The sequence below is a fragment of the Mycobacterium sp. IDUB_1 genome, from assembly GCF_055419625.1.
In genome coordinates this window covers 55205-78926 of record NZ_JBVAYA010000002.1, presented here as the reverse complement: position 1 = coordinate 78926, position 23722 = coordinate 55205, and the positions used below count along the sequence as shown (strand labels likewise).

24 protein-coding genes and 1 tRNA gene are annotated in these 23722 nt (G+C 67.6%); 16 read left to right on the top strand and 9 right to left on the bottom strand.

Features of this window, described 5'->3' with window-relative positions; all coding sequences use genetic code 11:
• Window positions 1-45 precede the first annotated feature (45 nt).
• Entirely contained in the window at window positions 46-894 is an 849-nt protein-coding gene (locus tag ACZYYX_RS13140; RefSeq protein ID WP_463814964.1) for an alpha/beta hydrolase, read from the top strand.
• On the opposite strand, the gene purD is transcribed toward ACZYYX_RS13140, so the two are convergent.
• Complete coding sequence (gene purD, locus ACZYYX_RS13135; protein WP_463814963.1) at window positions 891-2159, bottom strand: phosphoribosylamine--glycine ligase; 1269 nt, start codon at window positions 2157-2159, stop codon at window positions 891-893. The two genes, ACZYYX_RS13140 and purD, sit on opposite strands and share 4 nt — an antisense overlap.
• 113 nt (window positions 2160-2272) lie before the next feature.
• Between purD and ACZYYX_RS13130 the strand changes: the two genes are divergently transcribed.
• Together ACZYYX_RS13130 and ACZYYX_RS13125 are read left to right on the top strand one after the other, a co-directional pair.
• A complete protein-coding gene (locus ACZYYX_RS13130; RefSeq protein WP_463814962.1) occupies window positions 2273-3496 on the top strand; it encodes a cytochrome P450 in 1224 nt (407 codons plus the stop codon).
• A gap of 19 nt (window positions 3497-3515) precedes the next feature.
• Window positions 3516-4163: a TetR/AcrR family transcriptional regulator gene (locus tag ACZYYX_RS13125; RefSeq protein WP_463814961.1), complete on the top strand. Its 648-nt coding sequence runs from the start codon at window positions 3516-3518 to the stop codon at window positions 4161-4163.
• Here the strand turns inward: ACZYYX_RS13125 and ACZYYX_RS13120 are convergent.
• Genes ACZYYX_RS13120 through ACZYYX_RS13100 form a run of 5 tightly spaced genes read right to left on the bottom strand, consistent with a single transcriptional unit; the run spans window position 4102 to window position 8886 of the window.
• The gene (locus tag ACZYYX_RS13120; protein WP_463814960.1) at window positions 4102-5328 is read right to left on the bottom strand and encodes a hypothetical protein; all 1227 of its coding nucleotides are present in this window, start codon (window positions 5326-5328) and stop codon (window positions 4102-4104) included. The genes ACZYYX_RS13125 and ACZYYX_RS13120 overlap by 62 nt on opposite strands.
• Complete coding sequence (locus ACZYYX_RS13115) at window positions 5321-5758, bottom strand: carboxymuconolactone decarboxylase family protein (protein WP_463814958.1); 438 nt, start codon at window positions 5756-5758, stop codon at window positions 5321-5323. Before ACZYYX_RS13115 ends, ACZYYX_RS13120 begins: the two co-directional genes overlap by 8 nt.
• A gap of 5 nt (window positions 5759-5763) precedes the next feature.
• Complete coding sequence (locus ACZYYX_RS13110) at window positions 5764-6624, bottom strand: NAD(P)-dependent oxidoreductase (RefSeq protein ID WP_463814957.1); 861 nt, start codon at window positions 6622-6624, stop codon at window positions 5764-5766.
• Complete coding sequence (locus ACZYYX_RS13105) at window positions 6621-7385, bottom strand: SDR family oxidoreductase (RefSeq protein WP_463814956.1); 765 nt, start codon at window positions 7383-7385, stop codon at window positions 6621-6623. The genes ACZYYX_RS13110 and ACZYYX_RS13105 overlap by 4 nt, the downstream gene beginning before the upstream one ends.
• A 34-nt stretch (window positions 7386-7419) precedes the next feature.
• Window positions 7420-8886, bottom strand: coding sequence for an aldehyde dehydrogenase (locus tag ACZYYX_RS13100; protein WP_463814955.1), 1467 nt, complete (start codon window positions 8884-8886; stop codon window positions 7420-7422).
• A gap of 174 nt (window positions 8887-9060) precedes the next feature.
• On the opposite strand from ACZYYX_RS13100, the gene ACZYYX_RS13095 reads away from it, so the two are divergent.
• From ACZYYX_RS13095 to ACZYYX_RS13055, 9 genes are all read left to right on the top strand, one after another.
• Window positions 9061-9657, top strand: coding sequence for a TetR family transcriptional regulator (locus ACZYYX_RS13095; RefSeq protein WP_463814954.1), 597 nt, complete (start codon window positions 9061-9063; stop codon window positions 9655-9657).
• Window positions 9654-10862, top strand: a complete 1209-nt coding sequence (locus ACZYYX_RS13090; protein ID WP_463814953.1) for a cytochrome P450 — start codon at window positions 9654-9656, stop codon at window positions 10860-10862. The genes ACZYYX_RS13095 and ACZYYX_RS13090 overlap by 4 nt, the downstream gene beginning before the upstream one ends.
• Entirely contained in the window at window positions 10862-11683 is an 822-nt protein-coding gene (locus ACZYYX_RS13085; protein ID WP_463814952.1) for an SDR family oxidoreductase, read from the top strand. Before ACZYYX_RS13090 ends, ACZYYX_RS13085 begins: the two co-directional genes overlap by 1 nt.
• A complete protein-coding gene (locus ACZYYX_RS13080) occupies window positions 11680-13041 on the top strand; it encodes a cytochrome P450 (RefSeq protein WP_463814951.1) in 1362 nt (453 codons plus the stop codon). The genes ACZYYX_RS13085 and ACZYYX_RS13080 overlap by 4 nt, the downstream gene beginning before the upstream one ends.
• A gap of 4 nt (window positions 13042-13045) precedes the next feature.
• A complete protein-coding gene (locus ACZYYX_RS13075) occupies window positions 13046-13255 on the top strand; it encodes a ferredoxin (protein WP_463814950.1) in 210 nt (69 codons plus the stop codon).
• 2 nt (window positions 13256-13257) lie between these two features.
• Entirely contained in the window at window positions 13258-13797 is a 540-nt protein-coding gene (locus ACZYYX_RS13070; RefSeq protein ID WP_463814949.1) for a nuclear transport factor 2-like protein, read from the top strand.
• A gap of 93 nt (window positions 13798-13890) precedes the next feature.
• Entirely contained in the window at window positions 13891-15024 is a 1134-nt protein-coding gene (locus ACZYYX_RS13065) for an NDMA-dependent alcohol dehydrogenase (RefSeq protein ID WP_221351469.1), read from the top strand.
• Between the two features lie 6 nt (window positions 15025-15030).
• A complete protein-coding gene (locus tag ACZYYX_RS13060; RefSeq protein ID WP_463814948.1) occupies window positions 15031-15465 on the top strand; it encodes a nuclear transport factor 2 family protein in 435 nt (144 codons plus the stop codon).
• A 1-nt stretch (window position 15466) separates the two neighbouring features.
• On the top strand, window positions 15467-16324 hold the full coding sequence (locus ACZYYX_RS13055) for an SDR family NAD(P)-dependent oxidoreductase (protein WP_463814947.1): 858 nt from the start codon (window positions 15467-15469) through the stop codon (window positions 16322-16324).
• Here the strand turns inward: ACZYYX_RS13055 and ACZYYX_RS13050 are convergent.
• Window positions 16314-17975, bottom strand: coding sequence for a long-chain-fatty-acid--CoA ligase (locus ACZYYX_RS13050; RefSeq protein WP_463814946.1), 1662 nt, complete (start codon window positions 17973-17975; stop codon window positions 16314-16316). The two genes, ACZYYX_RS13055 and ACZYYX_RS13050, sit on opposite strands and share 11 nt — an antisense overlap.
• A gap of 28 nt (window positions 17976-18003) precedes the next feature.
• Here ACZYYX_RS13050 and ACZYYX_RS13045 point away from each other — a divergent pair, with 28 nt between their 5' ends.
• Window positions 18004-18408, top strand: coding sequence for an HIT family protein (locus ACZYYX_RS13045; protein ID WP_463814945.1), 405 nt, complete (start codon window positions 18004-18006; stop codon window positions 18406-18408).
• Here the strand turns inward: ACZYYX_RS13045 and ACZYYX_RS13040 are convergent.
• A complete protein-coding gene (locus ACZYYX_RS13040) occupies window positions 18401-19903 on the bottom strand; it encodes a sensor histidine kinase (RefSeq protein ID WP_463814944.1) in 1503 nt (500 codons plus the stop codon). The two genes, ACZYYX_RS13045 and ACZYYX_RS13040, sit on opposite strands and share 8 nt — an antisense overlap.
• Window positions 19881-20597 carry a response regulator transcription factor gene (locus tag ACZYYX_RS13035; protein ID WP_463814943.1) on the bottom strand — a complete coding sequence of 239 codons (717 nt, stop codon included), beginning with the start codon at window positions 20595-20597 and terminating at the stop codon, window positions 19881-19883. Before ACZYYX_RS13035 ends, ACZYYX_RS13040 begins: the two co-directional genes overlap by 23 nt.
• A 94-nt stretch (window positions 20598-20691) precedes the next feature.
• On the opposite strand from ACZYYX_RS13035, the gene ACZYYX_RS13030 reads away from it, so the two are divergent.
• The 3 genes from ACZYYX_RS13030 (at window position 20692) to ACZYYX_RS13020 (ending at window position 23693) form a co-directional block, all read left to right on the top strand.
• Entirely contained in the window at window positions 20692-21426 is a 735-nt protein-coding gene (locus ACZYYX_RS13030; protein WP_463814942.1) for an MlaD family protein, read from the top strand.
• A gap of 28 nt (window positions 21427-21454) precedes the next feature.
• Window positions 21455-21529 (top strand) — tRNA-Thr (locus tag ACZYYX_RS13025).
• A 193-nt stretch (window positions 21530-21722) separates the two neighbouring features.
• Window positions 21723-23693 carry a DUF4185 domain-containing protein gene (locus ACZYYX_RS13020; protein ID WP_463814941.1) on the top strand — a complete coding sequence of 657 codons (1971 nt, stop codon included), beginning with the start codon at window positions 21723-21725 and terminating at the stop codon, window positions 23691-23693.
• Window positions 23694-23722 lie beyond the last annotated feature (29 nt).

The window sequence follows — 23722 nt, the reverse complement described above, 5'->3', positions numbered from 1 at the left end:
GGGTACGGCATCGGGCTTTCGGCAATTCACTCAGGCACCGATGGCATGATGTCGCGCATGCCGACGATCAGCCGGCGGGCGATGCTCGGGCTCGGGTGCCGAGCCGGACTCGTGACCGCAGCAGGAGCGACCGCAGTGTCCGCGTTGACCCGGGCCGTGGTGTCAGCCGCGCCGCCCGCCGCGGCTCCGACCTATGCCTCCGGTACGTTCGCCTCCGCCGCCCGGGGCGGCGCGCCGACGAACTGGATCATCGTCCGTCCGCCCGGCCAGACCGCTCCGCTGCGCGCGGTGATCCTGCTTCACGGCAAGGACAGCAGTGCCGCGACGGTCATGTCGATGGGCGCCGAACAGTTCCTCGCCGACGCGGTGGCCGCGGGTGTGCCGCCGTTCGCGTTGGCCGCCGTCGACGGCGGCAACGGCTACTGGCATCGCCGCGCCTCCGGGGACGATCCGGGTGCGATGGTGCTCGACGAATTCCTGCCGCTGCTCGCCGGGCAGGGCCTCGACACCTCCCGGGTCGGTTTCCTCGGGTGGTCGATGGGCGGCTACGGCGCCCTGCTGCTGGGCGCGCGCCTCGGCGCACCGCGCACCGCGGCGATCTGTGCGGTCAGCCCGGCGCTGTGGACATCTGCCGGGGCAGCGGCCCCGGGCGCGTTCGACGGTGCGGCCGACTACGAGGCCAACAGCGTATGGGGGCTGCCAGGGCTCACCGGCATCCCGTTGCGCATCGACATCGGCAACGACGATCCGTTCGCATCGGCGACCCGGCAGTTCATCAGCCAGTTGCCCAACCCGCCCGCCGGCGGATTCTCCCCCGGTGGCCACAACGCCGAGTTCTGGTCGTCGCAGCTCAGCTCCGAGCTGACCTGGATGGCACCGCTGCTGACGGCCTAGAGGGCGATCTCCCCCTGGGCTGCAGCAAGCCCGATGTCGGTGCGGAAGTGGCTGCCCGGCAAGCGGATCGAGTCGATGATCGCGTAGGCCGACGCGCGCGCGGCCGCCAGGTCGGTACCGGTGCCCACCACGGAGAGCACGCGTCCGCCGGACGACACCACCGCACCGTCGTCGCGGCGCGCGGTGCCGGCGTGCAGCACGCCGTCCGCGTCGGCGCCGGTGATGACGTCACCGACCCGGGGCCTGCCGGGGTAGTTCTCGGCCGCGATGACGACGGTGACCGCGGCGCCGTCACGCCAGCGCGGCTCCGGCGTATCGGCCAGCTGGCCCGTGGCCACCGCCATCAGCAGCGCTGACAGCGGGGAGTCGAGCAGGGCGAGCACGGCCTGGGTCTCGGGATCGCCGAAGCGACAGTTGAATTCGACGACGGCCGGGCCCTGCGACGTGATCGCCAGACCGGCGTACAGCAGTCCGGAGAACGCACTGCCGCGCCGAACCAGTTCCGCGGCAACGGGTGTGACGACCTCGTCGACGATGCGCCTGGTCATGTCGGCGGGCAGCCACGGCAGCGGGGTGTAGGCACCCATCCCTCCCGTGTTGGGCCCGGTGTCCCCGTCGCCGACCCGCTTCGAGTCCTGCGCAGGCAGCAGCGGCACCACGGTGTCGCCGTCGACGAGGCAGAACAATGACACCTCGGGGCCGTCGAGGAACGATTCGAGCAGCACCGGGTGGCCCGCCTCGAGCAGGCTGGCCGCGTGCGCGCGGGCCGTGTCGCGATCGCCGGTGACGACAACGCCCTTGCCTGCCGCGAGCCCGTCGTCCTTGACCACCCAGGCGTGTTCGCCTGCGGGCGGACCGAAGCGGTCCAGCGCGGCGTCGAGATGGCCGGGGTTGTCGACGATCTCACTGGTCGCGGTGCGCACCCCGGCCGCGGTCATCACATCTTTGGCGAACGCCTTGGAGCCCTCGATGCGCGCCGCGTCCCGGGTGGGGCCGAAGCAGGCGATACCGGCGGCGCGTACGGCGTCGGCCACACCGAGGACGAGCGGCACCTCCGGACCGATGACCACCAGGTCCGCTCCCACCCGGCGGGCGAGCGCGACGACCTCGTCGGCCGAGGTCACGTCGACGTCGTACTGATCGGCGACCGCGGCGGTGCCGGCATTGCCGGGCGCGACCGACAGCGCCTCCACCCCGGGGTCTCGGCGCAGTGCAAGCAGCAGCGCGTGTTCACGGGCTCCGGAACCGATCACCAGGACGTGCACAGGTCAACACCCTAATCGCCCGGCCCAGCCGCCGACACACGGCTGATCATACAGATGGCCGCATAGGTGTATGGTCGGGTGAAAGTGCCGTACGTCACACCCGGAGGTCTGCCATGACGAGCTGCCCGTTCCTACCGACCGGATACGACTTCACCGACCCGGACGTGCTGGTCCGCGGCCTGCCGGTGCGCGAGTTCGCCGAGCTGCGCGCGACCGCGCCGGTGTGGTGGAACGCCCAGCAGGAGTCGGTGTTCGACGACGGCGGCTACTGGGTGATCACGCGGCACGCCGACATCAAGGCGATCTCACGCGACGGCGACCTGTGGTCGACCAACCGCAAGGGCGCGGTCATGCGGCTGCCCGACGGGGTGACCGGTGATCAGCTGGAGCTGACCAAGGCGCTGCTGATCAACCACGACGCACCCGAGCACACCCGGTTGCGCAAGATCGTGTCGCGGCTGTTCACCCCGCGGGCCATCGCGTCGCTGGAGGAGAAGCTGGCCGGGGCCGCCCGCGAGATCGTCGCGGCGGCCGCCGAGAAGGGCAGCGGCGACTTCGTCGGTGACATCGCGATGTCGCTGCCGCTGCAGGCGATAGCCGACCTCATCGGCGTACCGGAAGCCGACCGCGAGAAGCTGTTCGACTGGACCAACGCGATCATGAACACCGACGATCCGGATTTCCAGGCCGACCACGTTGCCGCCAACGCCGAACTGATGGGTTACGCGTACGCGATGGCCGAGGAGCGCCGTCGCTGCCCCGCCGACGACATCGTCACCCGGCTGGTGCAGGCCGACCTCGACGGTGAAGCGATGTCGGACGTCGAGTTCGCGTTCTTCGTCATCCTGCTTGCGGTGGCGGGCAACGAGACCACCCGCAATGCGATGACGCACGGGATGAACGCGTTCCTGGAGAACCCGGACCAGTGGGACCTCTTCGTGCGGGACCGCCCGCAGACCGCGGTCGACGAGATCATCCGCTGGGCCACCCCCGTGCACTGCTTCCAGCGCACGGCGACCTCCGATGTCGAGCTCGGCGGCACGCTGATCCGCGAGGGGCAACGGGTCGGACTGTTCTACAGCTCCGCGAATTTCGACGAGGAGGTCTTCGACCGGCCCTTCGACTTCGACATCCTCCGCGACCCCAATCCGCACCTGGCCTTCGGCGGCAACGGCGCCCACTACTGCATCGGCGCCAACCTGGCCCGCATGGAGATCAAGCTGATCTTCGACCAGGTCGCCGAGCAGATTCCCGACATCACCAAACTGGCCGAACCGCAACGCCTGCGGTCAGGGTGGATCAACGGGGTCAAGGAGATGCGGGTCGCGTATCGCTGACGGTGGTTAAGGTGCGTTCGTGCGCACCCACGGTTGGTCAGGAGCCAAACCGGCCTCCGACGAGGAGGCCATGGGTCGGATCCTGGCCGCGGCGGGCAAGGCCATCGAGGATCACGGCGCCGACTTCTCCATCTCCGACGTCGCCCGCTCGGTCGGGGTGACCCGGCAGACGGTGTATCGGTACTTCCCCAGCACCGAGGCGCTGCTGGTCGCGGCAGCAGTCCGCACCGTCGACGGATTCCTGCAGCGGCTGGCGGTGCATGTCGCCGGCATCACCGATCCGGCCGACGCCGTCACCGAGGCCGTCGCCACCGCCCTGGAGTGGTTGCCCGACGAGAAGTACATCGGGCTGCTACTGGTGCCGGGCGGCACGACGCACGCCGAGTCGGTGACCTCCGACGTAGCGCTGCAGTTCGGCCGCCACATGATCGGCCGGCTCGACGTCGACTGGGCGGCACGCGGTTACGGCGATGACGATCTCGACGAGCTCGCCGAACACCTGCTGAGGGTGATCCAGTCCTTCGTGATCGACCCGGGCCGTCCCCCTCGTCGCGACGCGGCGCTGCGCGCCTACATGCGGCGGTGGGTGGGCGGAGCGCTGCGCGCTACACCACAGTCAGCGGCAGCGACCGCCTCGGCTGGAACTCGAAAGAAGCTCCCCCACTGATCTTGACGACCGCCACCTCGCCCAGCTCGCGGGCGGGGGTGTCGCGGCGGACCACCTGCGCGGTCCAATCCGTGCGGGTGCCCGACACCTCCACGTCGAGGTGCGGATCGACGGCGGCGACCGCGGCCTGCAGGGGGCGACGCTCGTCGGGATGCACCAGTGCCACCCAGGCGCCGTCCTCATGCGCCGCTGACCGCTGCACGTGCACCGTGTCCGGACCGAAGTCGGCCTCCACGTAGGCGGCGGGATTCAGCAGCGGGTGCAGCCGCAGCATCGCGACCGCGCCGTCGATGCCGTCGGGCAGGGCCAGCGCACGGTGGACGCGCTCGGCCGCCAGACCCGCGACCCCGGTGAGCTGCTTGGTACAGATCTCGGTGGCCAGCGCCTGATCGGCGCCGGCCCGGGCGCCCACCGCGATCACGAACGACAGGTTGAGCAGGTGCATCTGTAGACACACCTCGTCGGCGATGCGCACCAGCGCCGAGTGGGAGAACGCGCGGAAGTCGAAGTCCGACAACAGGTCTCCGGCGTAATCCCCGCTTCCCTCGTCGGCGGGGTCGATGGGGTCGAGTTCGGTGCGCGCCGCCCGGGTGCGCGCGATGACCTCGAGCACCGGATGGTCGGCGACCTCGGGGTGGGAGTCGTCGATGTTCACCGTCCACGCGCAGTGCGGGTGACGATCGGCGGGGGTCCGTGGCGGCCGGTGGATAGGACGGATCTGCGCCCTGCGGTTCGTGGCCACCGCGGTCGCGTCGAACGTGGGGTCCTCGATGTCGTGGCACATGCCGCGCACGTAGTCCTCCCCCATCGGCTCCACGTCGAGCAGCGCCCCGCAGTGGTCGAGGTGGAACTCACCGTGCCAGCGATCGTGCACCGTGTAGCGGAAGTCCATGAACTGTGGCGGCGCACCGATGTCGAGCTGCAGACCCTTGAAGATGGTGACGACGTCGGTGCCCTCGTAGTGCAGCGCCTTCTGCATCCGGCGGGTGTAGATCGGGCTCGCGCCCATCCACTCCTCGATGGCGATCTCGAGCATCGCCTCGCGTCCGAAATTGCTGATACACCAGGCCATTCCGGAGCGGTCGATCATCTGCCCGATGAGCAGCAACTCGGGCACCAGGACGGCGAGCTGCTCGCGGGACAGGTCGGCGAACCTACTACTCATGCGGAGTGCTCCCGGAATGCATCTGTACCGCTGCCTCCATGTTCGCCTTCTTGTCGTCGGCCTGACCTGCCTGGGCGGCCTTGCGGCGCTGCTTGGCGACCTTGGTCACCACGCCGTCGAACTTGGAGCCGAGCGGAAAACCCAGATAGTGCGTCAAGAAGATCGCCATCTCCTTGAGCTCGTCTTCAGTGAGCTCCTCGTTGGCCAACGCCGCGTTGGCCTGGATCTCGGCGAGATCGGTGATCCCGAGCGCGGTCACCACCGTCAGCGTCATGATGCGCTTGTCGCGCATCGACAGACCCGGCCGCGTCCAGATCGTGCCGAACAGGTGGTCCGCGGTCAGGGCGAAGTAGTCGCCCGGCATGTCGGGCATCTCCCAGCCGTAGACCTCGTTCATCTTGTCCAGGCCCCTGCGGCGCAGCTCATCCATGTCGGTCACTCCTGTGCTGTCGGATTCGGTTGCGGCAGGCCCAAACCGGCCGCCATGTCACGCAGGGCGATCTGTGCCATCGGGAGGTCCACGCCGACAGCATCGCCCATCTTGAGCGCCAGCCGCAGGTCCTTGTCGGCGAGCCCGCGGGTGTGGACGAACATGTCGTGGAGCCAGTGGTCGGCGGGCAGCGGGCCGAGATCGTCGCGGACCATGATCGCGCCCGGGCCCCCGCTCTGCGCGTCACTGTGCCGGACCACCCGGCCCAGCTTCTGCAGATCGATTCCGGCCGCCTCGGCGAGCCTCTGCGCTTCGAATGCGGCCGCGAACCCGACGAACGTCAGCATGTTGCGGGCCACCTTCATCCGCGTGCCCGCGCCGGGTTCACCTGCGCGGACCACCATCGACGCCCACCGCTTGAAGACGGGCTTGACGATCTCGTAGGAGGTGTCGTCGGCGCCCACCATCACCGCCAGTTCGCCGCTGGCCGCAGCCGCGGCACCGCCGCTGACCGGTGCGTCGACGATACGAATCTGCCTGTCGCGCAGTTTCTCCGCCAGCTCGGGAGCGGTGTCGGGTTCGATCGTCGAGTGGATCGCGATGACGGTCCCGGGGCGCGCGTGATCGGCGAGCTCAGCGACGACGTGACGGACCTGCGCGTCGGTCAGGACCGTGACGCTGATGACGTCGGCCTGCGCCACACCCGCGATGTCGTCGGCGGTGGTGGCGCCCCTCTCGGCGAAGGGTGCCATCGCCTCGGCCCGCACGTCGTACACGGTGAGCCCGCCGGGCCAGCCGACCAGCCGCTGAGCCATGGGCGCACCCTGATTGCCCAGGCCGATGTAGCCCAGCGAAGGTTCGGTCATGAGCGGATGATCTGTCCGCCGTCGACGTTGAAGATCTGTCCGGTGATCCACTTCGCCTGATCCGACAGCAAGAACAGACACATGCCGACGAGGTCGTCGGGCTGGCCCATCCTCGACAGCGGGATGTTCTTGACGATGTCGGCGACCATCTCCTGCGGCGTGGTGGTGCGGTTGGCCTCGGTGTCGATCGGGCCGGGCGCGATCGCGTTGATGCGGATGTTCTGCCCACCCAGCTCGCGGGACAGCTGTTGGGTCAGACCGTTGACGCCCACCTTCGCCAGCCCGTAGAAGTTCGCGTACAGCCATGCGGCAGTCGATGACTGGTTGACGATCGCACCACCGCCGCGCTTGGCCATCTTGCGGTACACCGCTCGGGTGCACCACAGCGCGCCGTCGAGGTTCACGCTCATGAACTTGCGGTAGTACTCCGGGTCGACGGTGACCAGGAAGTCCAGCTTCATGCCGCCGAAGATCGCGGCGTTGTTGACCAGGTAGTCGATGCCGCCGAAGTGCGACAGCGTCTGTGCCGCCATCTCTTTCGCCGATTCCGGATCGGATACGTCGACGCGCACCGCCAGCGCGTTGCCACCCTCTCCGGCGATGCCGTCGGCGACCTTCTGTGCGCCCTCGGTGTTGATGTCTGCGACCACGACCGCCGCTCCTTCGCGGGCCAGCGCCTCGGCATATGCCTGGCCGATGCCGCCGCCGGCACCCGTGACGATCGCGACCTTGTCCTGGAACTGATCTCCGTAAAGACCCATGCGCATGCCCTCCGCTTTCTCTTCGATTCGCTGCTCAGACCGCGGTGGCGATCGCCTTGGTCTCGAGGTACTCCTCGAAACCGGCGAGCCCCATCTCCCGGCCGATACCGGACTGCTTGTAGCCGCCGAACGGCATGTCGGCCGAGTACCAGACCCCGCCGTTGACGTTGACGGTGCCCACGCGCATCCGCGCGGCGATGGCGGCGGCACGGTCCTCGTCTCCGGAGAAGACCGTGCCGGAGAGCCCGTAGGGCGAGTCGTTGGCGATGCGCACGGCGTCGTCGTCACCGTCGTGAGCGATGACGGTGAGCACCGGGCCGAAGATCTCCTCGCGCGCCACCGTCGCAGTGTTGTCCAATCCGGCGATCACCGTCGGCTCGATGAAGTAGCCGACGTCGCGGTCCGCGGGACGTCCACCGCCGCAGGCGAATCGGCCGCCCTCGGCGATCGCCGCGTCCAGATAGCCCTGCACCCGGTCGCGTTGGCGTTCGGAGATCACCGGACCACAGATGGTGCTGGACTTGTTCGGGTCGCCGGGCTTGAGTCCACCCATGGTGGCCGCCGCGGCCTCGACCGCCTCGTCGTACCGGTCGCGCGGGACCACGAGCCGGGTGGTGATCGCGCAGCCCTGGCCGGCGTGCATGGACGCGGTGAACGCCGCCATCGAGCACGCGCCGGCCAGGTCGGCGTCGTCGAGGACCAGGAATGCCGACTTGCCGCCGAGCTCAAGGAACACCTTCTTCAGCGTCGCGGCGCTGTCGGACATCACCGCGCGCCCGGTCGCGGTGGAGCCGGTGAACGACACCATGTCCACGCGGGGGTCACGGGACAGCAGCGCGCCGACGCCGTGGTCGCTGGAGGTGACGATGTTGATGACTCCCGCCGGGAAGTCGGTGTGCTCGGTGATCAGTTCACCGAGGATCGCGGCGGCCCAGGGGGTGTCGGGAGCGGGCTTGAGCACCAACGTGTTTCCCGCGGCCAGCGCCGGGCCGACCTTGGCCAGGTTGATCTGGTGCGGGAAGTTCCACGGCGTGACCGCGCCGACGACGCCGACGGCCTCGCGCGCGACGGTGCGCCTGGTCTTGATGCCCATGGGTGCCGCGATACCGAGATCCGTTGTCCAGGAGTAGGACTCGGCGGTGTCGGCGCAGAAGCTGAGGTCCTCCACGGGACCCTCGAGCTGGGCCGCGGCGGTGAGCATGCGGGGGGCACCGACTTCGGTGATCGTCAGCTCGCGCAACTCGTCGATGTGCTCGCGCATGGCCTGCTGCAATTGACGCAGGCACCGCACACGCAGGTCGGTGTCTGTCGACCAGCCGGTCTCGTCGAACGCACGCCGGGCAGCAGCGATCGCGGCTCCCATGTCATCGGCCGTGGCGTCGGCGGCCACGCCGAGAACCTCTTCGGTGGCGGGATTGACCGTCGGGAAGACGCCGGCACCGCCGGCGACGAGTGCACCATCGATCAGCAGCCTGCTCTCACGGTCGGCCGAGATACCCATCCGCACTCCCTGTCTGCTTTCTGGACAGCTGTCTGACAAAGCCCTCCGACGCACCATAGCGTTGCGCTCGGCAGCAGGCAAGGACGCGCTGGCTGTCCGCGTCGATTCTGGCTTCTATCAGGTAATTTCATCGATCACTTGCCTGTGCGGACAGGATTCCGATACGTTGGACATGTGTCCAGCGATGCCGTCACCGCAATTACGACCGCGGACCGGACTCCCCGCCGCAACCGGCGACAGGAGGAGACCTTCCGCAAGGTGCTCGACGCCGGGCTGGTCATGCTGCGGGAGTCCTCGTACGCGGAGCTGACCGTGCGGGCAGTAGCTGCACGCGCGAAGGTGGCCCCGGCCACGGCGTACACGTACTTCTCGTCGAAGAACCATCTGATCGCGGAGATCTATCTCGACCTGGTCCGCCAGGTGGAGTCCTTCACCGACGTCAACGACCGGACCGCGGTCCGGGTCGAGAAGACGTTGCGCGCCATGGCGTTGACCGTCGCCGACGAGCCCGAGGTGGCGGCCGCCTGCACCACCGCCCTGCTGTCGGGCGGCGATCCCGCGGTCCGCGCGGTCCGGGACCGTATCGGCGCCGAGATCCACCGCCGCATCCGCTCCGCCGTCGGCCCCGATGCAGACCCCCGCACGCTGGCCGCACTGGAGATGACGTTCTTCGGCGCGCTGGTCAACGCCGGCAGCGGCGCCTTCACCTATCACCAGATTGCCGATCGCCTGAGTTACGTGGTGGGCCTCATCGTCGGAGACGAGTCATGACGACCAGCGAGATCCTGCTCGACCCCTACGACTACGCGTTCCACGAGGACCCGTACCCCTACTACCGTCGCCTGCGCGACGAGGCGCCGCTCTACCGCAACGACGAGCTGGGGTTCTGGGCGCTGTCACGCCACCAGGACGTGCTGACCGGATTCCGCAACAGCACATCGCTGTCCAACAAGTTCGGCGTCTCGTTGGATCCGGCGTCACGCGGTCCGCATGCGTCGAAGACCATGTCGTTCCTCGCCATGGACGATCCCGCCCATCTGCGGCTGCGCACGCTGGTCTCGAAAGGCTTCACGCCGCGCCGGATTCGTGAACTCGAACCCCGCGTCACCGAGATCGCGGTGCGCCACCTGGACACGATGCTCGAAAAGGCCGCCGCTGGTGAGACGGTCGACTACGTCGACGAGTTCGCCGGCAAGCTGCCGATGGACGTGATCTCCGAATTGATGGGTGTCCCCGAGGCCGACCGCGCGCAGGTGCGGGCGTGGGCCGACGGGGTCATGCACCGCGACGAGGGCGTGACGGATGTGCCGCCGGCGGCGATCGAGGCATCGCTGAATCTGATCGTCTACTACCAGGACATGGTCGCCCAGCGGCGCCGGGAACTCACCAACGATCTGACCTCGGCACTCCTGGAAGCCGAGATCGACGGGGATCGCCTCACCGACGACGAGATCCTCGGGTTCATGTTCCTGATGGTCATCGCCGGCAACGAGACCACCACCAAACTGCTTGCCAATGCGGCGTTCTGGGGGCATCGCAATCCCGATCAGTTGGAGCCCGTCTACGCCGACCTGAGCAGGGTGGCCCTGTGGGTCGAAGAGACACTGCGGTTCGACACCTCCAGCCAGATCCTGGCCCGCACCGTCGACGGCGAGCTCACGCTCCACGACACCGTGATTCCCGACGGTGACATCGTGCTGCTCCTGCCCGGCTCGGCACACCGCGACGAGCGCGTGTTCGACAGGCCCGACGATTTCGTCATCGGCCGCGAAATCGGTTCCAAGCTCATGAGTTTCGGCAGCGGTGCGCACTTCTGCCTGGGTGCCCACCTGGCACGCATGGAGGCCCGTGTCGCCTTGACCGAGCTGTTCGCCAGAATCCGCGGCTTCGAGGTGGACGAGGACAACGCCGTCCGCGTCCACTCGAGCAACGTTCGCGGGTTCGCCCACCTGCCCATCGACGTGAAAGTGCGCTGATGCCCCGTTTCGAACCTCTGCCCGCCCGCAGACCGGCGCTCGTCGCCGGCGCGTCCTCCGGTATCGGCGCCGCCACGGCCGTCGACCTGGCCTCGCGCGGCTTCCCCGTGGCGCTCGGTGCCCGCCGGGTGGAAAAGCTCGAGGAGATCGTCGGCCAGATCCGCGCCGACGGTGGTGAAGCGATCGCGGTCCATCTCGATGTCACCGATCCCGATTCGGTGAAGGCCTGTGTCGAGCAGACGACGTCCGAGCTCGGCGACATCGAGGTGTTGGTGGCCGGTGCGGGTGACACCTACTTCGGCAAGCTCGACTCGATCAGCACCGAGCAGTTCGAGTCGCAGGTGCAGATTCACCTGATCGGCGCCAACCGGGTGGCCGCCGCGGTGCTGCCGGGCATGCTGGAGCGCCAACGCGGTGATCTCATCTTCGTGGGATCCGATGTCGCGCTGCGGCAACGGCCGCACATGGGAGCCTACGGCGCGGCCAAGGCAGCGTTGGTCGCGATGGTGACGAACTACCAGATGGAGCTCGAGGGCACCGGGGTGCGCGCGTCCATCGTGCATCCGGGACCGACGAAGACGTCGATGGGCTGGAGCCTGCCGGCCGAGCTGATCGGGCCGGCACTGGAGGACTGGGCCAAGTGGGGGCAGGCCCGCCACGACTACTTCCTGCGCGCCGCTGATCTCGCACGCGCCATCACGTTCGTCGCCGAGACACCGCGCGGCGGTTTCATCGCGAACATGGAGCTGCAGCCGGAAGCGCCGCTGGCCCAGGCGAAGGACCGCCAGCGGCTCACGCTCAACGAGGAGAACCTCGCATGACCACGACCACGGCGGTCCCCCGCGTCTCGGGGGGCGAAGAGGAGCACGGCCACCTCGAGGAGTTCCGTACCGATCCGATCGGCCTGATGCAGCGGCTGCGCGACGAGTGCGGTGACGTCGGCTGGTTCCAGCTCGCCGGCAAGCAGGTCGTCATGCTCTCCGGCGCCGAGGCCAACGAGTTCTTCTTCCGGTCCAGCGACAGCGAGCTGAACCAGGCCGAGGCCTACCCGTTCATGACCCCGATCTTCGGTGAGGGCGTCGTGTTCGACGCCGACCCGGAACGGCGGGCGGAGATGTTGCACAACACCGCGTTACGTGGCGAGCAGATGAAGGGCCACGCCGCGACGATCGAGAACGAAGTCCGCCGGATGATCGAGAACTGGGGCGACGACGGCGAGATCGACCTGCTCGACTTCTTCGCTGAGCTGACCATCTACACCTCGACGGCGTGCCTGATCGGTCTCAAGTTCCGCAACCAGCTCGACTCGCGGTTCGCGAACTACTACCACCTTCTGGAGCGCGGCACCGATCCGCTCTGCTACGTCGACCCGTATCTGCCGATCGAGAGTTTCCGCATCCGCGACGAGGCGCGGGCCAGCCTGGTCGATCTGGTGCAGGAGGTCATGACCGGACGCATCGCCAACCCACCGACCGACAAGAGCGACCGCGACCTGCTCGACGTGCTGGTCTCGATCAAGGACGAGGAAGGCAATCCCCGGTTCTCGGCCAACGAGGTGACCGGCATGTTCATCTCGCTGATGTTCGCCGGCCACCACACCAGCTCGGGCACCTCGAGTTGGACCCTGATCGAGCTGCTGCGTCACCCCGAGTACTACGCGCAGGTGCAGCAGGAGCTCGACGACCTCTACGCCGATGGCCAGGAGGTGAGTTTCCATGCGCTGCGCCAGATTCCGAAGATCGACAACGCGCTCAAGGAGACACTGCGGCTGCATCCTCCGCTGATCATCCTGATGCGGGTGGCTCAGGACGAGTTCGAGGTGGCCGGCCATCCGATCCACAAGGGACAGATGGTCGCCGCCTCCCCCGCCATCTCGAACCGCATCGCCGAGGACTTCCCGAACCCCGACGACTTCGATCCCGACCGGTACGACAAGCCGCGCCAGGAAGACCTGATCAATCGGTGGACGTGGATCCCGTTCGGGGCCGGCAAGCATCGCTGTGTCGGCGCCGCCTTCGCCCAGATGCAGATCAAGGCGATCTTCTCGGTCCTGTTGCGCGAGTACGAGTTCGAGATGGCGCAGCCACCCGAGAGTTACCGCAACGACCATTCGAAAATGGTGGTGCAATTGGCCCGCCCGGCGACGGTGCGCTATCGCAGGCGAGTCGAGAAGGCCTGAACCCGTGGGTTGCTACCGGATAGAACTCGACGAAGACCTGTGCCAGGGGCACGCGATGTGCGAGCTGGAGGCACCGGATGTGTTCCGGGTCCCCAAACGCGGCGTGGTCGAGGTCCTCGATGCCCACCCCCCCGACGAGCTGCGCGATGCCGTGGAGCTGGCCGTCGAGATGTGCCCTACCCGAGCCCTTTCCATTACCGACCTAGAGGAGTGACGATGGCGTCCCGCGAACAACTGGAAGACTGGGTGCAGCGCTGGCTGGACGCCAACCGCGCCGCCGAGGCCGCCGGCGACTGGAAGCCGCTGGCCGAGTTCTACACCACCGACGCCACATACGGCTGGAACATCGGCCCCAAGGAAGACGTCATGTGCGTCAACAAGGACGAAATCCGGGACGTGGCACTGGGTCTGGAGATGGAAGGCCTGGAGAACTGGGTGTACGAGTACCAGAAGGTGCTCATCGACGACAAGCAGAACGAGATCGTCGGGTTCTGGAAGCAGATCGCCCACAAGAGCGATGGCTCGAGTGACGAGATCTACGGCATCGGCGGCAGCTGGTTCCGGCTCAACGATCAGCTGCTGATCGAGTGGCAGCGGGACTTCTTCGACTTCGGGCACGTGCAGAAGGCCTTCATGAAGCTGATCGAGTCCGGCGACCTCACGCCCACGATGCAGAAACGCATCGAGCGCTCCCTCGCCGGAGAGAAACTCCCCGGGTATTACCCGATCGGCGAGGCACCTGTCCCGATCTGGTGAGCACACCACCAAGCAGTTGCTTGGGGGCGGTGTGATGTGGCTAACTAGAGCCTCTAGTCTGGATTGCACGAGCACTCGTCGAAAGCAGGAGATATGAAGACCAAAGGCGCTCTGATCTGGGAGTTCAACCAGCCCTGGTCGATCGAGGAGATCGAGATCGGCGACCCCGTCAAGGACGAGGTCAAGATCCAGATGGAAGCCTCGGGCATGTGCCACTCGGACCATCACCTGGTCACCGGTGACATCCCGATGGCGGGCTTCCCGGTGCTCGGCGGACACGAGGGCGCCGGCATCGTCACCGAGGTCGGGCCGGGCGTCGAGGGCCTCGAGCCGGGCGACCACGTGGTGCTGTCCTTCATCCCCTCCTGCGGCTCCTGCCCCTCCTGTCAGGCGGGCATGCGCAACCTCTGCGACCTGGGGGCGATGCTGCTGCAGGGCACCGCGGTCTCGGACAACACCCACCGCATCCATGCGGTCAAGGACGGCACGCCCGTCATCCCGATGACGCTGCTGGGCACGTTCAGCCCGTACATGGTTGTCCACAAGAGCTCGGTGGTGAAGATCGACCCGTCGATCCCGTTCGAGGTGGCCTGCCTCGTGGGCTGCGGTGTCACCACCGGGTACGGCTCTGCCGTGCGCAGCGCGAACGTGCGCCCCGGCGACGACGTCGTGATCGCCGGTATCGGCGGTGTCGGCATGGGCGCCCTGCAGGGCGCGCTGAACGCGGGCGCCCGCAACATCTTCGCGATCGACCCCGTCGAGTGGAAGCGCGACCAGGCGCTCAAGTTCGGCGCCACGCACGCCTACCCGGACATCGGCGCCGCGATGATGGGCGTCGCCGAGACCACGCAGGGCCGGATGGCGTCGAAGACGATCATCACCACCGGTGAGCTCAAGGGCGAAGAGATCGACAACTACCTCAACATCACCGCCAAGGGCGGCACCTGCGTCGTCACCGCGGTCGCCAACATGGCCAGCTCCGACGTCACGCTGAACCTGTCCATGCTCACCCTGCTGCAGAAGAACCTGCAGGGCACCATCTTCGGCGGCGGTAACCCGCACTTCGACATCCCGCAGCTGCTGTCGATGTACAAGGCCGGGCGGCTGAACCTCGACGACATGGTGACCCGCCAGTACAAGCTCGAGCAGATCAACGACGGCTATCGGGACATGCTCGAGGGCAGGAACATCCGCGGCGTGATCCGCTACACCGACGCCGACCGGTAGGCCACCATGACCGAGACAGCGCTGGCACCGGTGGTCGCCGCGTCGCAGGCGTCGTGGCGCTGCGTGCAAAGCGGTGACCGCGACGGGTGGCTGGCCCTGATGTCCGACGACATCGTGATCGAGGACCCGATCGGGGAGGCCGTCACCAACCCCGACGGCACCGGGGTGCGCGGCAAGGAGGCGGTGGCCGCGTTCTTCGACGCGAACATCGGGCCCAACCGGCTCCGCGTCACCTGCGAGGAGACGTTCCCGTCCAGCAGTCCCCGCGAGATCGCGTACATCCTGGTGCTGGAGACCACGTTTCCCAACGGGTTCGTCGCGACGGTCCGAGGCGCGTTCACCTACCGGGTCGACGACGCCGGTCTGATCACCAACCTGCGCGGCTACTGGAACATGGACGCGATGACATTCACCGAAGCGGGAACCACGCATCAGCGCTGAGTTGTCCGGCCGCGCTGCCGTCGTCGTCGGCGGCACGCGCGGGATCGGGCGAGCCGTCGCTGCGCTTCTGTCCGAACTCGGCGCCGGTGTTGTCGTCAACGGCCGGGATCCTGATGCCGTCGACGAGGCCGCACGCAGCATTCCCGGCGCCGTCGGTTTCGCAGGCTCGCCCGCGGATCCCGCGACCGCGAACGCGTTGATCGGCGAGTGCGTACGGGAATTCGGCCGCATCGACATCCTGGTCAACTGCGCCGGCACGGCGGAGCCGGCCGGATCGTCGATCCTGTCCGTGACCGCCTCGCAGTTCCGGGATCTGATGGACGCCCACCTCGGCACGGTCTTCCACACGTGCCGGGCCGCCGCACCGCTGATGGTCGCGCAGCGCTCCGGGGCGATCGTCACCACGGGATCGTTCGCGTTCCTCGGCGACTACGGGGGCACCGGCTATCCGGCCGGCAAGGGGGCGGTGAACGGCCTGACGCTGGCCATCGCCGCCGAGCTCGCCGAACACGGGGTGCGCGCCAATGTGGTGTGCCCGGGAGCCAAGACCCGGCTCTCCAGCGGCCCCGACTACGAGGCGCACATCACCGAGCTCAACAGGCGTGGGCTGCTCGACGACATCAGCATGGCCGGAGCACTGGATGCTGCGCCGCCGGAGTACGCCGCCCCCACCTACGCCTACCTGGTGAGCGACCTGGCCGCCGACATCACGGGCCAGATCTTCATCGCCGCAGGCGGTTTCGTCGGTCGCTTCGGCCGGCCCACGCCGCAGATCGTGGCGTACCGCGACCACCACGACGCGCCGCCGTGGGCGATAGCGGAGATCGCCCGGAAAGTCTCGGAGCAGGTCAGGAGCTGACGCCGGGCAGCTCGTGGTCGCGATACTGCTTTCGCAGCTCGAGTTTGAGGATCTTGCCCGTCGCGGTGTGGGGCAGCTCGTCGACGAACACCACATCGTCGGGCAGCCACCACTTGGCGACCTCGTCGGCAAGGTAGTCGAGGATGTCTTCCCGGGTTGCGCTGTGGCCCTCGCGCAGCACGGCCACCAGCAGTGGCCGCTCCTGCCATTTCGGGTGCGGAACCCCGATCACCGCGGCCTCCGCGACCGCCGGGTGGCCGAGCGCGGCGTTCTCCAGGTCGATCGAGCTGACCCACTCGCCGCCGGACTTGATCACGTCCTTGGCGCGGTCGACCAGCTGCAGATAGCCGTCGGGGTCGATGGTCGCCACGTCGCCGGTCGGGAAGAACCCCTCGGCATCGAGCTTCTCCCCGCCCTCGCCCCGGTAGTAGCCGCTGGCGATCCACGGACCGCGCAGCCACACTTCACCGAAAGCCGTACCGTCCCAGGGCAATCGGTTGCCATCGTCGTCGACGATCTTCAACTCGACACCGCAGATCCCGCGCCCCTGTTTCAACAGGATCTGGTTCTTCTCGGCCTGCGGGAGCCCTTCGTGCTTGGGCAGCAGCCGGCCGATGACGCACAACGGGGAGGTCTCGGTCATGCCCCAGCCCTGCATGGCCTGCGCACCGAAGTCCCTGTCGAACCGCTCGATCATCGACAGCGGCAACGCCGCGCCGCCCGTGCCCGCGATACGCAGCCCGAGTTCGTGCGGGTCGATCTCGGGGTGGGCGTCGAGGTAGGAGAACAGCATCATCCACACCGTCGGAACGCCCTGGGATTGGTTCACCCCTTCGGCTTTCATCAACTGGTACACCGATTCACCGTCGAGGTGGGGGCCGGGCAACACCAGCTTGGCACCCACCATCGCCGCGGTGTAGGGGGTACCCCACGCGTTGGCGTGGAACATCGGCACCACGAGCAGGATCACCGACCCGCTGTGCACGTCGTTGGCGTCGCGCGCCGCGGCCATCAGGGTGTGCAGCATCGTCGAACGGTGGGAGTAGAGAACACCTTTCGGATTGCCGGTGGTACCGGAGGTGTAGCACAGCGACGACGCGCTACGCTCGTCGAACTCCGGCCAGTGGTGATGCGTGGACTGGCGCCCGATGACGTCCTGCCAGCACAGCAGCGCACCGTCGGGCAATCCGGGCACCTCGGGCATGTGGTCCCGGTCGGTCATCGCTACGTATGCGGTCACGGTGGTCAGCTCGGGTGCGATGTCGGCGACCAGCGACGCGAACGTGGTGTCGAAGAACAGGATTCGATCCTCGGCATGGTTGATGATGTAGACGATCTGCTCACGGAACAGCCGCGGGTTGACGGTGTGCATCACCGCGCCGGAACCCGAGACACCGAAGTACAGCGCGAGATGGCGGTCGCTGTTCCAGGCGAGCGTGGCAACCCGGTCCCCGGCGTCGATGCCCCACTCGGTCAGCGCGTTGGCCACCTGCTTGGACACCTCGCCGACTTCGCGCCACGAGGAGCGGCGCACAGTGCCCTTGGGGCCCTCGGGCACATGCGACACGATCTCCGCGTCCCCGTGGAACGCCGCGGCGTAGTCGATCAGCGACGAGATCAGCAATGGTCGGTCCTGCATCAAACCCAGCATCTGGCCAGGCTATGGAATGCTCGGTGCCATGGCGACCGTCTTCACCAAGATCATCAACGGCGAGCTGCCGGGCCGATTCGTCTACGAAGACGACGAGGTGGTGGCGTTCCTGACGATTCAGCCGATGACGCAGGGACACACGCTGGTGGTACCGCGCGCGGAGATCGACAATTGGCAGGACATCGACGCGCCCGTGTTCGCCCGCGTGATGGAAGTCTGCCAGCTGATCGGCAAGGCGGTGTGCACAGCGTTCGACACCGAGCGCTCCGGCGTCATCATCGCCGGTCTCGAGGTGCCGCATCTGCACGTGCACGTCTTCCCCGCACGTGACCTCGCGGACTTCGGCTTCGCGAACGTGGACAACGATCCGTCGCCGGAGTCGCTCGACGAGGCGCAGCGCCGCATCAAGGCGGCGCTGGCCGAACTCAGCTGATCGGGACGTCCACCGAGGCGGGCACCGTGCCCTCGGTGACCTCGGCAGCCTCCGCGATCCGCGGCAGGCTCACTCGGAACGCGCAGCCCTGCCCCGGCGCGGTGGTCACCCCTACTGTGCCGCCGTGGGCATAGACCAGCGAATCGACGATCGACAACCCGAGGCCCGTGCCGCCGCTGGCGCGAGCCCGCGACGAGTCGGCGCGATAGAAGCGTTCGAACACCCGCTGGGCGTCCTCGACGCTCATCCCCGGGCCCTGGTCGCGCACCTCGAGGACCGCGGAGTCCCCCTCGGTGCCGACCCGCACGGTCACCGCGGCCGTTTCGGGAGTGTGCTGCAGGGCGTTGGCGACCAGATTGGACAGCACCTGACGCAGTCGCGCCTCGTCGCCGAGAACCTCGGGGGTCCCCGGGCCGTCGAACACTTCCATGCGGATCGGCCGGCGCGGCGCGATCGACTGCGCGTCGTGCACGGCGTCGCTGGCCAGGGCGAGGAGGTCGACCCGGCGCTGCTCCAACGGCCTCTGCGCGTCGAGTCGGGCCAGCAGCAGCAGGTCTTCGACCAGCAGGCCCATCCGCCGCGATTCACTTTCGATGCGGCCCATCAGCATCTCGACGTCACGGGCCGCGCCCTGGCGATACAGCTCGGCGAAGCCACGGATCGTCGTCAGCGGGGTCCGCAGTTCGTGGCTGGCGTCGGTGATGAACCGGCGCATGCGTTCCTCGGATTCGCGGGCCTGGTCCGCCGACGACTCCGAGGACGCCAATGCCCGTTGGATCTGGGCGAGCATGCCGTTGAGCGCCAGGGAGAGCCGCCCGACCTCGGTGCGGGGGTCGCGCTCGGGAACGCGGCGGTCCAGCTGGCCCGCGGCGATGGCGGCGGCGGTCTGCTCGACCTCGGCGAGGGGACGCAGGCTTCGGTGCACGACGGCGTACCCGGCGATGCCGAGCACGATCAGCACCGCGACGCCGATGCCCATCTGCGCGGCGACCAGGGCCCGGGTCGTGGACTTCACGTCGGACAGGTCGATCGCGACGGTGGTGAGCTCACCGTCGGCTCCGGGCACCGTCATCGCGCGCCATTCGACCGGAGAGTCAGCTTTGCTTCCGACCGTGACCGGATCGGGTCCGACGTCGTTGTCAGCGGGCAAGGCGGGTTCGGCATCGCTGTCGTTGACTGCGACCCAGGCGCTGCCGCCGGGTTCGATGACCCGCACGTAGTAGTCCGACGGCGGCCTGCCGGTGTTAGGGCCCTGGTCCTCCGGATCGGCGGGTGACTGTCTGGGCACCTGGGCCCAGCCCCGGGAGGCGTCGCGCAACGTGTCGTCGACGCGGTTGATCAGCGTGTGGTGCATGATCGTCGTCACCGCGATACCCGAGGCAAGCAAACCACAGCCGACCAGCAGCAACGTCGCTGCGACCAGTCCTACCCGAAGCGGAATCCCGCGTCTGATGTGGGGCACATCCCCATTGTCACCGGGGTTCGCGAAGTACATACCCCACACCCCTCAGGGTGTGCAGCAGACGCTTGTCCCCGGTGTCGATCTTGCGGCGGAGATAGGACACGTAGGACTCGACGACGTTGACGTCGCCACCGAAGTCGTAGCGCCAGACGTGGTCGAGGATCTTCGGCTTCGACAGCACGGTGCCGGCGTTGATGATGAAGTACCGCAGCAGGGTGAATTCCGTGGGCGAGAGCGACACCGGCTCGCCGGCTTTCCACACTTCGTGGGTGTCCTCGTCGAGCTCGATGTCGGCGAACTTGAGCCGTGAGGTGCGCGGCTCCTGCACGCCGCCACCCGCACGGCGCAGGATCACCCGCAACCGGGCCACCACCTCTTCGAGGCTGAACGGCTTGGTCACGTAGTCGTCGCCGCCGAGGGTGAGTCCGGCGATCTTGTCCTGCAAGGAGTCGCGTGCGGTCAGGAACAGCGCCGGGGCCTCGATCCCATCGGCGCGCAGCCTGCGCAGCAGCCCGAACCCGTCCATACCGGGCATCATCACGTCCAGGATGATGGCGTCGGGGCGCATCTCGCGTGCGAGGTCGAGGGCGGCCGGACCGTTGGATGCCGTGTGCACCTCGAAGCCCTGGAACTTCAAGCTCACTGACAGCAGCTCGACGATGTTGGTCTCGTCATCGACCACGAGGATCCGAGCTTCGGGGACGCTTTCCTGCACTGGCATGGCCATGGTCCTCAGTTTCAACCCCTGGATTGGAAAAGTGCTGCACGCTCGCTGTGTGGTTCCTGTGAGTTCATTCTTGCGCTGTTCCTACACTGAGCGCATGAACCTCGGCAGATCCCTCAGCGATCTCGCATTGACGCCGGCACGGGTGGGTCTGGCCGTGGCCGATGCCGGGCTCGGGATGGCCAGCGGTGGCCTCGGCATCGCGCGCAAGGCGCTCGGTGAGCCCGGAAGTGGTGTCCGCCAGCCGCCGACCTCCTTCGCGGCGATGATCGGCGTCCAGGATGCCGTGGAGCGGGCCAACCGGCTCGCACGCCTGATGGACGAGGACCAGCCGCTGGGCCGGGCGCTGGCGCCGGGCGGGGCCCTGGACCGCCTGTTGCAGCCCGGCGGCGTCATCGACAGGCTGACGGCCCCCGGTGGCGCGTTGGAGCGGCTGACCGAGGACAACAGCGGGCTGATGCGTGCCATCGAGCCCGGCGGACTGGTCGATCAACTGCTCGCCGAGGACGGGCTGGTGGACAGACTGCTCGCCGAGGACGGGGTGGCCGAACGTCTGTTCGCCGAAGGCGGCGTCGTGGACACCCTCACCGCCCGCAACGGCCCACTCGAGCAGCTCGCGACGGTTGCGGACACATTGAACCGGTTGACCCCGGGTCTGGAAGCGCTGGAGCCGACGATCGAGGCGTTGCGTGAGGCCGTGATCGTGCTGAGTCAGGTGGTGAACCCGCTGAGCAACATCGCCGACCGCATCCCTCTGCCGGGACGCCGCCCGCGTGCCCGATTCATCGCGCGACCGGCGACGCCGCAGCGGGTGATCGATGTCGAAGAGTGAGGGCACAGCCGTTAAGCTGACCTTCCACGCCTCCTTAGCTCAGCGGTAGAGCAACGCTCTTGTAAAGCGTAGGTCGTCAGTTCAATCCTGACAGGGGGCTCCATGACGGGCGGTGAACGACCGCCGTCTCGCCAACCGGGTTTGCAGCGTCGCGGCATGACTCCGGAAAAGCCAACGATCACAGTCGCGAAACGATATCGGGGCCTTTACGCCCTTTTGCTGGCCGACTCCTGTGAGATGCGATTGAATGGCGCTACGTCGGGGGACGAGAGACCGGTTTCCAAAGGGGTTTTCTGTTGAGTTCCGCAGCGTATATCGGCCGTGTCGGCGCCTTGGCCGTCGCCCTGGGCATCGGGTCGGCGGTGTTCGCGGGGCAGGCGTGGGCCGATGACACCGCCTCGGCCTCGACGTCCTCGTCGGCTTCGTCGTCCCCGTCGTCGACCGAGAAGCCCTCGACCGCGGCGGGCCCCAAGGCCCGCACCACCCCGAGATCCGACCGCGCCGACAAGCCACGGCGGTTCGGCAAGCCCGACAAGACGGACGCATCCGATACGGCCGATCCCGCCGATTCGGTGACGACGACACAACCGACCACGAAGCCGACCACGAAGCGCACATCGAGGCCGACCTGGAGGAAGGCGGACAGCACCCCCGGGGCCACCCCCGGCTCGTCGGCGTCAACCGCTGCGACCGCCGACACCAACAAAGCGCCGTCGCGCTCCGCGCGACGCACCCAGGTCGTCTCCCCCGATCCGGCCGAACCGCCGCGCATCTCGTTGCGGTCGACGCTGCTGCGCCCGGCACCGGACACCGCCGTGCCCGCACAGCAGATCGACCGGCCGATCGACAGACCAGTCGTCAAGGCCGTCGTCGAAGTTGCCCGCAGCATGGTCGACTGGGCGCACCAGAAGGCTGACGCCGGCCAGGGCCAGACGGCACCGCCCCCGTTCCTGTTCGCACTGCTGTCGGTGGCACGGCGCGAGCTCGAGACGCTGTCGGCCGCACGCACCACCCGCGTCGCCACCTCGAGCCTGACCACCGACACCCCGCAGGCCGCCCCGCTGGCTGCCGCCGCGGTCACGCCGTACTCGCCGTGGCTGAACCCTCAGGTCAGCCCGTCGACCAACTTCGTCAGCTGGGTGACCGGCGGCTACTCCTACGGCGATCCGCTGAAGGCGAACACCGTCGACCGGTTCAGCGTGTGGGGCACCGACGTCGGCACCATGTGGGACAACGGCATGGTCGACGACCCGACCACCCCGTACAACGAGCACCAGGTGCTGATCGCCGTCGGCGACACCTTCAGCGGGCCCAACATGACGGGCCGGCACATCTTCAACACGCTGTTCCGCAGCTCGGACACCAATCTGAGCGACGGCATCACGATCCCCAACGGAGAATGGTTCACCGGCAACTACTTCGGCGGTGCACCGCTGGACGGTCCGGTGAACGCACGCCCGATCATCAATCCCGAGAAGTGGTTGCCGAGTTCGGTGACGATGATCCCGACCGCGGGTATCTCGGTCAACGTGCCAGTCACCAAGGACACGCCGTACGGCACCATTCAGTACGTCAGCTACATGTCGGTCAGTAAGTGGGGTTCGTCGGGTAAGTGGACCACCAACTACTCGGCGATGGGTTACTCGACGGACAACGGCGAGAACTTCACGATCGACCCGAAGAGCATTCGATACAACTCGTTCCTCAGCGGCAACAAGAACTTTCAGCAGTCGGCCTTCGTCAAGGGCGACGATGGCCTCATCTACGCGTACGGCACACCGAACGGCCGTCAGGGCGCGGCGTACCTGTCGCGTGTGGCGCCCGAGAACATCCTCGATCCCTCGAAGTACGAGTACTACAAGGCCGCCTCGAAGAGCTGGCTGGGCACCACGCCCGCCAGCTGGGTGAAGGGAAACCCGTCGGCAGCGACGGCGATCATCGGAAAGTCGGGCGGTTTCCTGGGTTTCACCAAACCCGGCTACACGGTCAGCGAAATGTCGGTGCAGTACAACGACTACCTGGACAAGTACATCGTGCTGTACGGCGACCAGAACAACAGCATCGTCATGCGGACCGCGGACACCCCCGAGGGCGCCTGGTCGGATGCCACCGTCCTGATGAGCCAGCAGTCCGGTGGCATCTACGCACCGATGCTGCACCCCTGGTCTCCGTCCACATTGGGCACCGGATCGGATCTGTACTTCAACCTCTCGCTCTGGTCGAGCTACAACGTGATGCTGATGCACACCGATCTGACCAAGGTGTAGCGAGTCCGCGGCGGGCATAGACTTCGCAC